A 12769-nucleotide genomic window follows, 5' to 3' on the forward strand; every position below is an offset into this window, starting at 1 on the left:
CGAAAGATGGCAGGAGGTGACGCGAAGCGCAGCCACGTTCGGATCGCTGCGGCGATCCTCGGCGTGCTGCTGCTGGCCGCCACCGTCTTCACCTACCTCTCGTACACCGCGTTCTTCACGTCGGTCGACACGGTCACCGTGACGTCGCCGCGGGCCGGCCTGGTGATGGAGACCGACGCGAAGGTCAAGTACCGCGGCATCCAGATCGGCAAGGTCAAGGACATCGAGTACGCCGGGGATCAGGCGAAGCTCACCCTGCTGATCGACAGCAGTCAGATGGCGTACATCCCCTCGAACGCCGACGTCCGGATCGGCGGCACCACCGTGTTCGGTGCCAAGGCCGTCGAGTTCCTCCCGCCCGACAATCCCTCGCGCAACCCGCTGAGGCCGGGTGCGCAGGTCGCGGCGTCGTCCGTGCAGCTCGAGGTCAACACGCTGTTCCAGACGCTCACCGACGTCCTGAAGAAGATCGACCCGGTCAACCTCAACGCGACGTTCACCGCGCTGGGCGAGGGGCTGCGCGGTAACGGTGACAACCTGGGCGCCACGTTGTCCGGGCTGAATTACTATCTGCAGCAGCTCAATCCGAAGCTGCCCACGCTTCAGGACGATCTGCGTCAGACCGGCGTCGTGGCCAACATCTACGGCGACGCGGCACCCGACCTCGCGCGGATCTTCGACAACGCCCCCGCGCTCAGCGAGACGATCGTCGACCAGCAGGACAATCTGAACGCCACGCTGCTGGCCACGACCGGGCTGGCCAACAACGGCGCGGCGACGCTCGAGCCGGCCGCCGAGGATTTCATCGCCGCGATCCAGCGACTGCGCGCACCCCTCAACGTCCTCGGCGAGTACTCGCCGGTGCTGCCCTGCACGATCAAGGGCACCAAGAAGGCGCTCGACACCTTCGCACCCGTCATCGGCGGTATCCGGCCGGGTCTGTTCGTCGCCTCGAACTTCCTGCCGGGCGCACCCGCCTACACCTTCCCGGAGAGCCTGCCGATCGTGAACGCCTCGGGTGGTCCCAACTGCCGCGGCCTCCCCGACGTGCCCACCAAGCAGTACGGCGGCTCCTGGTACCACACGCCGTTCCTGGTGACCGACAACGCGTACATCCCGTTCGAACCGAACACCGAGTTGCAGTTCGACGCGCCGTCGACCCTGCAGTTCCTGTTCAACGGTGCGTTCGCAGAACGGGACGACTGGTGATAGGACATCGCGCGGTTCTCATCAAGGTGAGCGTGTTCGCCGCCGTCATGCTGTTGGTGGCCGCGGGACTGGTGGTCGTGTTCGGCCAGTTCCGTTTCGCCTCCGGCCAGACCTATCACGCGACGTTCAGCGAGGCGTCCCGGCTGAAGTCGGGCCAGGACGTCCGGATCGCGGGTGTGCCCGTCGGCTCAGTGAAGGGCATCTCGCTCAACCCCGACAACACCGTGGACGTCGAATTCGACGTCAACAAGCGCTACCAGCTGTACAGCTCGACCCGCGCGGCGGTGCGCTACGAGAACCTGGTCGGCGACCGCTACCTCGAGATCCTCTCCGGGCCGGGCGAATTGAAGAAGCTGCCTCCGGGTTCGACGATCGCCAAGGAGAACACCCAGCCCGCTCTCGATCTCGACGCACTGCTCGGCGGCCTGCGGCCGGTGGTCAAGGGACTCGACGGCGACAAGATCAACGAGGTCAGCAACGCGGTCATCGAACTGCTGCAGGGGCAGGGCGGTGCGCTGTCCACGCTGCTCACCACGACGAGCACGTTCACCCAGGATCTGGCCGCCCGCGATCAGCTGATCGGCGACGTGATCAACAACCTGAACACCGTGCTCGCGACGATCGACGACAAGGGCGCCCAGTTCGACGCCAGCGTCGACCAACTCCAGCAGCTCGTCAGCGGACTCGCCGAGAACCGCGACCCGATCGCGGGGGCCATCCCGCCGCTCGCCACGGCGTCCAGCGAGCTGACCAACACGTTGGAGAAGGGGCGCAGGCCCATCCAGGGCGTCATCGAGAACCTCCGCCCGTTCGCGCAGCGGATGGACGAGCGCAAGGCCGACGTCAACAAGGTCATCGAGCCGCTGGCCGAGAACTACCTGCGGCTCAACGCACTCGGCGCCTACGGGTCGTTCTTCAACATCTACTACTGCTCGATCCGGATGAAGATCAACGGCCCCGCCGGCAGTGACATCCTCATCCCGTTCGGTGGTCCGCCCGACCCGTCGAAGGGCAGGTGCTCGGACAATGGCTAGTTTCGGCTCACAGGACGGAAGCAATCCGATCCGTACCGGCATCTTCGGCATCGCCCTGGTGACGATGCTGGTGCTGGTGTCCTTCGGCTACACGGGGCTGCCGTTCTGGCCGCAGGGCAAGAACTACGAGGCCTTCTTCGCCGACGCCGGCGGCATCACGCCCGGTAACGACGTGAACATCTCCGGCATCACCGTCGGCAAGGTGTCGAGCGTGGCGCTGGCCGGCAACTCGGCCAAGGTGAACTTCACCGTCGACCGCAAGATCAAGGTGGGCGACCAGTCGCTGGTGGCCATCAAGACCGACACGGTGCTCGGTGAGAGATCGCTGAACGTCACACCGAAGGGTGCGGGCAGCGTCACGTCGATCCCGTTGGGGCGCACCACGACTCCGTACACCCTCAACACCGCGCTGCAGGACCTCGGCGGCAACGCCAGCGAGCTGGACAAGCCGCGCTTCGAGCAGGCCCTGCAGACGCTGACGTCGACGCTGAGGGACGCCACCCCGCAGTTGCGCGGCGCGCTGGACGGGGTCGCGAACCTGTCGCGCAGCCTCAACAAGCGCGACGAGGCACTCGATCAGCTGCTGATGCACGCCAAGCGGGTGTCCGACACGCTGGCGCAGCGGTCCGGCCAGGTCAACCAGCTGATCACCGAGGGCAACCTGCTGTTCGCCGCACTCGACGAGCGCAGGCAGGCACTGAGCCAGCTCATCTCCGGTATCGACGACGTCTCCCAACAGCTCTCGGGCTTCGTCGCCGACAACCGGCGCGAGTTCAAGCCGGCCCTCGAGAAGCTCAACGCCGTGCTGGACAACCTGCTCGAACGCCGGGAGCACATCGGCGAGGCGCTGCGCAGGCTGCCGCCGTACGCCACCGCCCTCGGCGAGGTCGTCGGCTCCGGCCCCGGCTTCCAGATCAACCTGTACGGCCTGCCTCCCGCGACGCTGTCGGAAGTGTTGCTGGACACCTACTTCCAACCGGGCAAGCTGCCCGACAGCCTCGCCGACTACCTGCGTGGATACATCTCGGAGCGCATGATCATCAGGCCGAAGACGCCATGACCCACGACAACTCGACGCCCTCGCGCTCACGCTGGCTGCGCCTCGCCGTGGTGGCGATGCTGCTCGCCGGGATCATCGGCGGCGCCTACCTGCTGTGGCCCTCGCGACAGGGCCGCACCGTGACGGCCCTGTTCACCAATGCCGTCGGTCTGTACCCCGGCGACGACGTCCGGGTGCTCGGCGTGCCGGTCGGCAAGATCGAATCCATCCAGCCGCGGGCCGGCGACGTGAAGATCACCATGAAGGTGGAGGACGGCGTCACGCTGCCCGCCGACGCCAAGGCGATCATCATCTCGCCGAACCTGGTGTCGGCCCGCTTCATTCAGTTCACCCCGGCCTACACGGACGGACCGGCGCTGGCGGACGACACCGAGATCGGCCTGGACCGCACCGGTGTTCCCGTCGAATGGGATGAGGTCAAGGAACAGCTCACGCAACTGAGCACCCAATTGGGGCCGCAGCAGGGTTCCATGCAGGGTCCGCTGACCGAGTTCGTCAACCAGGCCGCCGACACGTTCGACGGCAACGGCGACTCGTTCCGCAACGCGATCCGCGAGCTGTCGCAAACCGCTGGGCGGCTGGGGGATTCGCGTACCGATCTGTTCGGCACGATCCGCAATCTGCAGGTTCTCGTCAACGCGCTGTCGAACAGCAACGAGCAGATCGTCCAGTTCTCCAACCACGTCGCCTCGGTGTCGCAGGTGCTCGCGGACGCGTCGACGGATCTGGACGCGACGCTCGGCACGCTGAATCAGGCCCTCGGAGACGTCAAGGGCTTCCTCAACGAGAACAATTCGGCGCTCATCGGTCAGATCTCCAAGCTGACCGATTTCACCAACCTCTTGACCGAGCACAGCGACGACATCGAGCAGGTCCTGCACATCACGCCGAACGGCCTGGCGAACTTCTACAACATCTACAACCCCGCGCAGGGCACGGTCGGCGGCCTGCTGTCGCTGCCCAACTTCGCCAACCCGGTGCAGTTCATCTGCGGTGGCACCTTCGACGTCGGCGCGTCGCCGGACAACTTCAAGCGCGCCGAGATCTGCAGGCAGCGCATGGGTCCGGTGCTCAAGCGCATCACCATGAACTACCCGCCGGTGCTGTTCCACCCGATCAACAGCATCACCGCGTACAAGGGCCAGATCATCTACGACACCCCTGAGACCCAGGCCAAGGCGCAGACGCCGGTGCCGTATCTGCAGTGGCAGCCGGCGCCAGGAGTGATCCCGCCTACAACGTCGCCCGACGGCAACCTCAGCGACCTGATCCTGCCGCCGCCCGCGGTGCCCGGTCAGATCTCGCCGGCCGGTCCGGTTCCGGCGCCCTCGCCGATGGGGGCGGGTCCGCTTCCCGGTCCCGCACCGGGGGAACCCCTGCCCAGCGAGCAGGGGGGCGGCTAGATGCGTAAACCGTTGACCGCCAAGGCGTTGCGCTGCGGTCGCAGTGTGGTGGCGCTCGGCTCGGGCGCGCTACTGCTGGCGGGGTGCTCGTTCGGAGGGCTGAACTCGATCGACATGCCCGGCACCCAGGGGCACGGGTCCGGCTCGTACACCATCACCGTCGAACTGCCCGATGTGGCGACGCTGCCGCAGAACTCGCCCGTCATGGTCGACGACGTGACCGTCGGCAGTGTGTCGGGCATCGACGCGGTCCAGCGTCCCGACGGCACGTTCTTCGCGGCGGTCAAGCTGTCGTTGAACTCCGACGTCGACCTGCCGGACAACTCGACGGCGACCGTCGCGCAGACGTCGCTGCTCGGCTCCCAGCACGTCGAGCTGGCGCGGCCGGTCGACCAGGCCGGGCGGGGCAGGCTGCGCGAGGGATCCAACATCCCGATCGAGCAGACCGGTCGCTACCCCACCACCGAAGAGGTGCTGTCCTCGCTCGGCGTGGTGGTCAACAAGGGCAATCTCGGCGCGCTGCAGGACATCAGCGACGAGACCTACGCCGCGGTGGCGGGCCGGACCGGACAGTTCGCCGACCTGTTGCCGCGTCTCGCCGAGCTCACCACCTCGCTCGACCAGCAGACCAGCGACATCATCTCGGCGGCGGAGGGACTGGACCGCTTCGCGGGAATCCTGGCGCGCAGCAAGGACTCCCTGGGCCGCACCCTCGATTCGCTGCCCGAGGCGCTGAAGGTGCTCAACGACAACCGGGCCAACATCGTCGACGCGTTCACCGCGCTGCGGAGTTTCGCGGAGATCGCCTCGAACGTGCTGTCGCAGACCTCCGACGACCTGGCGGCGAACTTCAAGGACCTCTACCCGGTGATCAAGGCGTTCAACGACAACGCCGACGACTTCATCTCCGATCTGGAACTGCTGCCGACGTTCCCGTTCCACTACAAGTACCTGCGCAATGCGGTTCGCGGTGACTACCTGAACGTGTTCGTCACGTTCGACCTCACCGTGCGACGCCTCGGCGAGTCGGTCTTCACCACATCGGCGGGACTGGACCCGAACATGAAGCGGATGGACGAGGTCGTCAATCCGCCGGACTTCCTCACCGGAGCCATGTCGAACCTGTCCGGGCAGGCGGCCGACCCGTTCCAGATCCCGCCGGGCACGGCGACTCAGCACACGGAAGCGGTGCCCTGATGAGGCGAGCGAAGCGACGGGACAACGGATGAATCGGCTCACCCGTTTTCAACTCACGATCTTCTCGATCGTCACCGTGCTGTGCGTCGGTGCGATCTCGGTCTTCTACCTGCACGTGCCGTCGGCGCTGGGCATCGGCAGCTACAAGGTCAAGGCCAATTTCGTTGTCGGCGGCGGCCTTTACCCGAACGCGAACGTCACCTACCGCGGCGTGACCGTCGGCCGCGTCGAGTCGGTCGGTCTGACGAACGACGGCATCGTCGCCGACATGCGGTTGAACTCGGGGACGCCCGTCCCGGAGAACGTCACCGCGACCGTCAAGAGCGTTTCCGCGGTCGGCGAGCAGTACATCGACCTGGTGCCTCCGGAGAACGCGTCGAACACGATGCTGGCCAACGGCTCCACCATCGACGTCGACAGGACCGCCGTCGGCCAGGACATCGCGGGTCTGCTGACTCAGGCGGACAACCTGGTCAGCAGCATCGGCGACAGCAAGCTGCAGGAACTGCTGCGGGAGACGTTCAAGGCGTTCAACGGATCCGGCCCGGAACTATCGCGGCTGATCTCGTCGTCGCGGCTCCTGGTCGACGAAGCCAACGCGAACTACGACCAGACGATCCAGCTGATCGATCAGACGGGTCCGTTCCTCGACGCGCAGATCCGCAGCGGCGACGACATCAAGTCGCTCGCGGAGGGACTGGCGCGGTTCACCGGCGAGGTGGCGAACGCCGATCCGCAGCTGCGGTCGGTGCTGGAGACCGTGCCGGGTGCGACGCAGGCCGCCAACGAGACGTTCGACGGCATCCGGCCGAACTTCCCGATGCTGGCTGCCAATCTCGCGAACGTCGGCCGCATCGGCGTCATCTACCGGAAGTCGATCGAGCAGGCGCTGGTGATCTTCCCCGCTCTGATGGCCGCACTCGTCACCGTCGGTGGCGGACTGCCCGCCGACGAGGGTGGCAAGCTGGACTTCAAGGTGGACCTCGGTGATCCGCCGCCGTGCTCGACGGGCTTCATTCCGCCGCCGCTGATCCGGTCGCCTGCCGACACCACGCTGCGCGAGCTGCCGACCGACCTGTACTGCAAGACGGCGCAGAACGACGCGTCGGTGGTGCGAGGGGCACGCAACTACCCGTGCCAGGAGTTCCCCGGCAAGCGTGCGCCGACGGTGCAGCTGTGCCGCGACCCGGTCGGCTACGTGCCGATCGGCACCAACCCGTGGCGCGGGCCGCCGATCCCATACGGCACGCCGATGGGTCAGTCGGAGGACCAGCGTTACGAGCCGGATGGCCGTAACCTGGCGCCGCCCAACAAGTTCCCGTTCATCCCGCCGTACGCGGACTACGACCCCGGAGCGCCGTCGGTGCAGCTGCCACCCGGCGTGACACCGGGTCCCGGCCCAGCTCCGCACGCGCCGTTCCCGCTGCCGGTACCGCCGAATCAGCCGGGTCCGCAGCCTGCACCGTGGCCGTTCTTCGCGCCGCAGGACCAGGTGCTGCCGCCGTACGGCAGGCAGGCGCCACCCGGAGCGCCGGCCCCACCGCCTGCCGATGCAGCGGTTCCGGCCCCGGCTCCCGCCGAGCTGCCTCCGGGGCAGGGACCGCTGCTGCCCGCGGAAGTAGGGCAGCCGCCGGTTCCCCCGCCGCCCGGTGACCAGCCGATGGCCGGTGGGCCTGCGACGGCGACGTACGATTCCAGGACGGGCGTCTTCGTCGACCCCGCAGGGGGGACCGGTGTCTTCGCGGCCGGCATGGACAAGGCCACGGGTGCGGAGAACTGGGTTGACCTGATGCTGCTGGATCCACGGAAGGTGTAAATGGGTTCGGACGACACCCAGGCCGAAGCCCGGCCCGCGGTTCGATCCTCGACGCGTCGTCGCGCGTCTCGCGCCGCAGGCCCCGCGAGCGACGAGGTCGGGCCCGCGGCGCTCGGAATCAAGCTGGAGAAGCCTGTCACGCCCCCGAAGCAGCGGGTGAGCACCGCCGCGCCGCCGCCGCGCAGGCAACCGTCGCGCGGTCGTGTCGCCCTGGGCTGGTTCTCGGTGCTGACGGTGCTCGCGCTCGCCCTCGGTAGCGCGATCGCCTACGGGGCCGTTCAGCTCCGGCACGCGGGCGCGGTCGAGAAGCGGGACCAGCTGTTCGTCAGCACCGCGGAGCAGACCGTGGTGAACATGTTCAGCTACACCCAGAACACCATCGACGAGAGCGTCGACCGGTTCTACAACGGGATCAGCGGTCCGCTTCGGGACATGATGGCGCAGGGCAACAACAAGGACAATCTGAAGGCGATCTTCAAGCAGACGCAGGCGGACTCGGAGGCGGTCGTCAGCGGCGCGGCCCTGGAGAAGGTCGACGAGATCGCCAAGAACGCCTCGGTGTTGGTGGCGGTGCGGGTCACCGTGACCGACATCGACGGGGTGAACGCACCGTCCAAGCCGTACCGGCTGCGCGTCATCGTGCACGAGGCCGACGACGGAACGATGTCTGGCTACGACCTCAAGTACCCGGACGGGGGTAACTGATGTCGCTCGCCGTGCGCAGGCTGCTGGCCGTCGTCGGAGTGCTGCTGGCCGTCGTCGTGGTCGGACTCGGCGGACTCGGTGGCTACGTCTTCTGGGAGGGCGTGCAGGCCGAGGGCGCCAAGGAGACACGGGACGCGTTGCCCGCGTTGGCGACTGAGCAGGTTCCGCAGATCTTCGGGTTCGACTACCAGACGGTCGAGGGTAGCCTGAACACCGCTGCGCTCCTGCTCACCGACGACTACAAGGTCGAGTTCGAGAACCGCGCCCAGAAGGAGATCATCCCCCAGGCGCGCGAGCGTCAGCTCGTCACGCAGGCCAACGTCGTCGGCGCGGGAATGCTCGACGCGCAACGTGATTCGGGCTCGGTGCTGGTGTTCCTGAACCGCACGGTCACCGACAAGTCCAAGCAGCCGGTGTACGACGGTAGCCGGCTGCGCGTCGACTACACCAAGCAGCGCGGCGAGTGGAAGATCAAGTACATCCAGCCGATCTAGCTGGTTTGCATCAACGATTTCTGCGCGACGGTCGCGCGGTGGTCGCGAGCCAACGACCCTGGTGCAGAAGCGGACGCCGGTTACCTCGAGTTCTGCGTGTGGGCGGTACTCCTCGACGGATCACGACCCTCCCGCAGAAACGGAGGCCGGATGCCGCGAGTTCCGCGTCAGGGCTGTCCGATCTAGCTGCTTCTGGTGGATTCCAGCACGTCGAGGAACGATCTCGCCCAGCGGTCGACGTCATGCGCCAGCACCTGACGACGTAGGGCGCGCATCCGACGCCTGCCCTCTTCGGGTTCCTGATTCACCGCGGCCTCGATGGAATCCTTGACGCCGTCGAGGTGGTGCGGATTGGTCAGGTACGCCTGGCGTAATTCGGCTGCGGCGCCGGTGAACTCGCTGAGCACCAGCGCGCCGCCGAGATCGCTGCGGCAGGCCACGTACTCCTTGGCGACAAGGTTCATCCCGTCCCGAAGCGGGGTCACCAACATGACGTCGGCGGCGACGAAGAACGCCACCAGCTCGTCGCGTGGCAGCGGCCGATGGATGTAGTGCACCACGGGGTGGCCCACTTCGCCGTACTCGCCGTTGATGTGGCCGACCTGCCGCTCGATGTCCTCGCGCATCTCCTTGTAGCTCTCGACTCGCTCGCGGCTGGGCGTGGCCAACTGGACGAGCACCGTGTCGTCGGCGTTGATCCGGCCCTCGTCGAGGAGCTCCGAAAACGCGTACAGCCGAACGTCGATGCCCTTGGTGTAGTCGAGTCGGTCGACGCCCAGCAGCACCTTGCGCGGGTTGCCGAGTTCCGCGCGGATCTCGCGGGCCCGCTGCCGGACCGTGCGGTTGCGGGCCTTGGCGTCGAGGTCGGCGGAGTCGATCGAGATGGGGAAGGCGCCCACCTTCACCGTCCGGGATCCGACCTGAACCTCACCGAATCGCGAGCGCACCCCGACCGTGCCGCGTGACGTGTTGGCTCCCACCAGCCGTCGTGCGAGGAACAGGAAATTCTGGGCTCCGCCGGGCAGGTGAAAACCGACGAGGTCGGCGCCGAGCAGTCCTTCGATGATCTCGGTGCGCCACGGCATCTGCATGAAGAGCTCGACGGGTGGAAAGGGAATGTGCAGGAAGAACCCGATGGTGAGATCGGGCCGCAGCTCGCGCAGCATCTTGGGCACGAGCTGCAGTTGGTAGTCCTGGACCCAGACGGTGGCGCCCTTCGCGGCGGACTTGGCCGTCGCTTCGGCGAACCGACGGTTCACGTCGACGTAGGTGTCCCACCAGTTGCGGTGGTACACGGGTTTGACGATGACGTCGTGGTAGAGGGGCCACAGGGTGGCATTCGAGAAGCCCTCGTAGTACAGCTCGAAGTCGTCGGCGGACAGTCGGACCGGCCGCAACGACAGGCCGTCCTCGACGATCGGCTCCTCGTCACCGTCGGTGATTCCCGGCCAGCCGATCCATGCGCCGCGCTGTTTACGTAGGAGCGGTTCGAGTGCGGTGACCAACCCGCCGGGGCTGCGCTTCCACGTCGTCGACCCGTCCGGTAGGCGCTCCATGTCGATGGGCAGCCGGTTGGCGACCACCACGAAGTCGGCGGTCCCGGAGTCGGCGCTCTTGCCGCCTCCAGGCGTCACTACGCGTCGAGCTTCGCCGGCCCGATACCCAGCATCGAGAGGAAGACCCTGCACTCGTCGGCGTCCTCGGCGTACGCGGCGACCACTCGGCGGGCTTGGCTCGCGGTGTCGTCGGCTACGGGTTCGACATCATCGATGTCGGCTTCAGTCTTGGCTGCCATGAGACAACTCTAGGCGACTCCGAGACGGAGCCGCCTAGAGGTTGGACCAATGGCCGGTAGCGCTAACCGATGGAACCGGTAGCGGTCGGGGTGTTGCTCTCGCTGGATGTGGGCGGCACGTACTGCGGCGCGTCCTCGGCGAGGCCGATGCACTGGCCGCTGTTCGCGCCGGTGCAGGGGATGCCGTCGATCGCCGGGATGTCGGGATTGCCGGGGATGGAGCTGAACGGCGAGCTGGGCACGGTGTGGGGGATGCAGTTGCCGGTGAAGGTGTCCGCCTCCTCGCCGCCGGAGCAGCCCTCTGCGACCACGCCGGGCGCGGGCGCGGGGGCCGTGAACGCGGCGACGGCGGGTGCAGCCGCGAGCGCGAGGGCAAAGCCACCCGCAAGGACAAGTCGTCGGGCTGAGAAGTCGGAGATCGCCATCGTCACGCTTTCTGTCGGTTATTGACCGGGTCGTCGGGAGAATTCTATGGAAGCTGCCAGGAATCTGCACACGTTCGCACAGTTCCCGCCCCGGGTGTCGCGCAAAGTCGCGACCACCCGCCGACGCCGGGCCTCCGCCAGCGCGTGCTTACGGGCTCGAGCTGACGGTCGAACGGGGGATCGGCTGGGGTCCCTCGGCCTGCTGCTCCTCGGCCAGTCCCAGGCACTGACCGCTGTTGGCGCCGGTGCACGGGACGCCGCTGATCTCGGGCAGCCCCCCGGCGGGAGAGGTCTGGCCGAACTCCGGCGAGTTGGGTACCAGGTCCGGGGTGCAGGACCCGGTGAACGTGTCCTCGGTCTCGCCGCCGGGGCACGCCGCGACCGCCGGACCGGACGCCGAGACCCCGAGCGCGGCGATGACGGGCGCTGCGGCGACCGCGAGCGCGAAGCCGCCGGCCAGAATCAGGCGCCGGAGCGAGACGCTGGTTCCGACGCGGGAATCAATAGTAGCCATGGCACGCCTTCGTCTAGAGGTGTTGGTCCATCTCGCAGGGTGACTGCATGGACGAGAATACGCGGTGAGCGGTGATTTCACCGCGGGACACACGATCGAAATGGTGCGGCCGTGCCATTTCTGGAAGTCTCCTGAGTAGCCATTGTGGATTTGCTGACGATCGCCTCCGATCTCCCTGCCGAGTCGCCCTATGACACGGCGGCCGAGCATGGTTCGATAAACGAGAACGTGTTCCAATTTCCAGCTTCTGAACTTCTCGACGCGGAGGATAGCGGTGCAGCTTTCGTTGGCAGGCCGGACGTACATCGTGACCGGCGGCGGTAGTGGTATCGGCAAGGGCGTCGCCGCGGAGGTGGTGGCGTCCGGCGGCAACGCGATGCTGGTGGGCCGCAACGCCGACAAGCTCGCGTCGGCCGTCGAGGAGATCAACGCGCAGCGCGGCGACGACAGCGGCGAGGCGCGCTACGAGCCCGCCGACATCACCAACGAGGACCAGGTCGCGGCGGTTGTCGACGCCGCAACCGCGTGGCACGAGCGGCTCGACGGCGTTGTGCACTGCGCGGGCGGCTCGTTGACCATCGGGCCCCTGACGCAGGTGGATTCCGAGGGCTGGCGGCAGACCGTCGACCTCAACGTGAACGGAACCATGTACGTGCTCAAGCACAGCGCGCGTGAGATGGTGCGCGGTGGCGGCGGCTCATTCGTCGGGATCTCGTCGATCGCGTCGAGCAACACCCACCGGTGGTTCGCCGCATACGGCCCGAGCAAGGCCGCGCTGGATCACCTCATGATGCTGGCCGCCGACGAACTCGGCCCGTCGAAGGTCCGCGTCAACAGCATCCGGCCCGGCTTGATCAAGACGGATATGGTTGCGCCCATTCTGGATTCGCCCGAGATCAGCGCCGACTACGCGAGCTGCACTCCGCTGACCCGCCCCGGTGAGGTCGAGGACATCGCGAACGCCGCGGTGTTCCTGCTCAGTGACGCCGCCTCGTGGATCACCGGACAGGTGATCAACGTCGACGGTGGGCACTGCCTGCGTCGCGGACCCGACATGTCCGCCATGCTCGAGCCGGTCTTCGGCGCCGACGGCCTGCGCGGCGTCGTGAACTGAGCC

13 protein-coding genes are annotated in these 12769 nt (G+C 67.1%); 9 read left to right on the top strand and 4 right to left on the bottom strand.

The genetic code is table 11. The features are described 5' to 3' along the window. Positions 1–6: 6 nt before the first annotated feature. The 8 genes from NM203_RS04095 to NM203_RS04130 are packed head-to-tail and all read left to right on the top strand — an operon-like array spanning position 7 to position 8918. On the top strand, positions 7–1209 hold the full coding sequence (locus NM203_RS04095) for an MCE family protein (protein WP_255058406.1): 1203 nt from the start codon (positions 7–9) through the stop codon (positions 1207–1209). Further along, positions 1209–2243, top strand: a complete 1035-nt coding sequence (locus tag NM203_RS04100; protein WP_255059103.1) for an MCE family protein — start codon at positions 1209–1211, stop codon at positions 2241–2243. Before NM203_RS04095 ends, NM203_RS04100 begins: the two co-directional genes overlap by 1 nt. Continuing rightward, positions 2236–3303: an MCE family protein gene (locus tag NM203_RS04105; protein ID WP_255058407.1), complete on the top strand. Its 1068-nt coding sequence runs from the start codon at positions 2236–2238 to the stop codon at positions 3301–3303. Before NM203_RS04100 ends, NM203_RS04105 begins: the two co-directional genes overlap by 8 nt. After that, positions 3300–4706, top strand: a complete 1407-nt coding sequence (locus tag NM203_RS04110) for an MCE family protein (protein ID WP_255058408.1) — start codon at positions 3300–3302, stop codon at positions 4704–4706. Before NM203_RS04105 ends, NM203_RS04110 begins: the two co-directional genes overlap by 4 nt. After that, on the top strand, positions 4707–5903 hold the full coding sequence (locus NM203_RS04115; protein WP_255058409.1) for an MCE family protein: 1197 nt from the start codon (positions 4707–4709) through the stop codon (positions 5901–5903). Between the two features lie 28 nt (positions 5904–5931). Next, a complete protein-coding gene (locus NM203_RS04120; protein ID WP_255058410.1) occupies positions 5932–7719 on the top strand; it encodes a virulence factor Mce family protein in 1788 nt (595 codons plus the stop codon). Then, positions 7720–8424, top strand: a complete 705-nt coding sequence (locus tag NM203_RS04125; protein ID WP_255058411.1) for an Rv1363c family protein — start codon at positions 7720–7722, stop codon at positions 8422–8424. Then, positions 8424–8918: an Rv1363c family protein gene (locus tag NM203_RS04130; protein WP_255058412.1), complete on the top strand. Its 495-nt coding sequence runs from the start codon at positions 8424–8426 to the stop codon at positions 8916–8918. Before NM203_RS04125 ends, NM203_RS04130 begins: the two co-directional genes overlap by 1 nt. A gap of 182 nt (positions 8919–9100) precedes the next feature. On the opposite strand, the gene NM203_RS04135 is transcribed toward NM203_RS04130, so the two are convergent. The 4 genes from NM203_RS04135 to NM203_RS04150 form a co-directional block, all read right to left on the bottom strand. Continuing rightward, complete coding sequence (locus tag NM203_RS04135) at positions 9101–10552, bottom strand: alpha,alpha-trehalose-phosphate synthase (UDP-forming) (protein WP_255058413.1); 1452 nt, start codon at positions 10550–10552, stop codon at positions 9101–9103. Continuing rightward, on the bottom strand, positions 10552–10713 hold the full coding sequence (locus NM203_RS04140) for a hypothetical protein (RefSeq protein ID WP_255058414.1): 162 nt from the start codon (positions 10711–10713) through the stop codon (positions 10552–10554). The genes NM203_RS04135 and NM203_RS04140 overlap by 1 nt, the downstream gene beginning before the upstream one ends. A 62-nt stretch (positions 10714–10775) precedes the next feature. After that, positions 10776–11138: an intersectin-EH binding protein Ibp1 gene (locus NM203_RS04145; RefSeq protein WP_255058415.1), complete on the bottom strand. Its 363-nt coding sequence runs from the start codon at positions 11136–11138 to the stop codon at positions 10776–10778. Positions 11139–11286: 148 nt separating this feature from the next. Next, entirely contained in the window at positions 11287–11652 is a 366-nt protein-coding gene (locus NM203_RS04150; RefSeq protein ID WP_255058416.1) for an intersectin-EH binding protein Ibp1, read from the bottom strand. A gap of 274 nt (positions 11653–11926) precedes the next feature. On the opposite strand from NM203_RS04150, the gene NM203_RS04155 reads away from it, so the two are divergent. Continuing rightward, complete coding sequence (locus NM203_RS04155) at positions 11927–12766, top strand: SDR family oxidoreductase (protein WP_255058417.1); 840 nt, start codon at positions 11927–11929, stop codon at positions 12764–12766. Positions 12767–12769: the final 3 nt, after the last annotated feature.

Source organism: Mycolicibacterium arenosum, assembly GCF_024320865.1.
Classification (GTDB): domain Bacteria; phylum Actinomycetota; class Actinomycetes; order Mycobacteriales; family Mycobacteriaceae; genus Mycobacterium; species Mycobacterium arenosum.

Excerpts from the sequence above, each read along its gene's own strand:
- NM203_RS04110 (WP_255058408.1), top strand. The coding sequence starts at position 3,300 with ATGACCCACGACAACTCGACGCCCTCGCGCTCACGCTGGCTGCGCCTC.
- NM203_RS04095 (WP_255058406.1), top strand. The coding sequence starts at position 7 with ATGGCAGGAGGTGACGCGAAGCGCAGCCACGTTCGGATCGCTGCGGCG.
- NM203_RS04130 (WP_255058412.1), top strand. The coding sequence starts at position 8,424 with ATGTCGCTCGCCGTGCGCAGGCTGCTGGCCGTCGTCGGAGTGCTGCTG.
- NM203_RS04115 (WP_255058409.1), top strand. The coding sequence starts at position 4,707 with ATGCGTAAACCGTTGACCGCCAAGGCGTTGCGCTGCGGTCGCAGTGTG.
- NM203_RS04105 (WP_255058407.1), top strand. The coding sequence starts at position 2,236 with ATGGCTAGTTTCGGCTCACAGGACGGAAGCAATCCGATCCGTACCGGC.
- NM203_RS04145 (WP_255058415.1), bottom strand. The coding sequence starts at position 11,138 with ATGGCGATCTCCGACTTCTCAGCCCGACGACTTGTCCTTGCGGGTGGC.
- NM203_RS04120 (WP_255058410.1), top strand. The coding sequence starts at position 5,932 with ATGAATCGGCTCACCCGTTTTCAACTCACGATCTTCTCGATCGTCACC.
- NM203_RS04140 (WP_255058414.1), bottom strand. The coding sequence starts at position 10,713 with ATGGCAGCCAAGACTGAAGCCGACATCGATGATGTCGAACCCGTAGCC.
- NM203_RS04150 (WP_255058416.1), bottom strand. The coding sequence starts at position 11,652 with ATGGCTACTATTGATTCCCGCGTCGGAACCAGCGTCTCGCTCCGGCGC.
- NM203_RS04125 (WP_255058411.1), top strand. The coding sequence starts at position 7,720 with ATGGGTTCGGACGACACCCAGGCCGAAGCCCGGCCCGCGGTTCGATCC.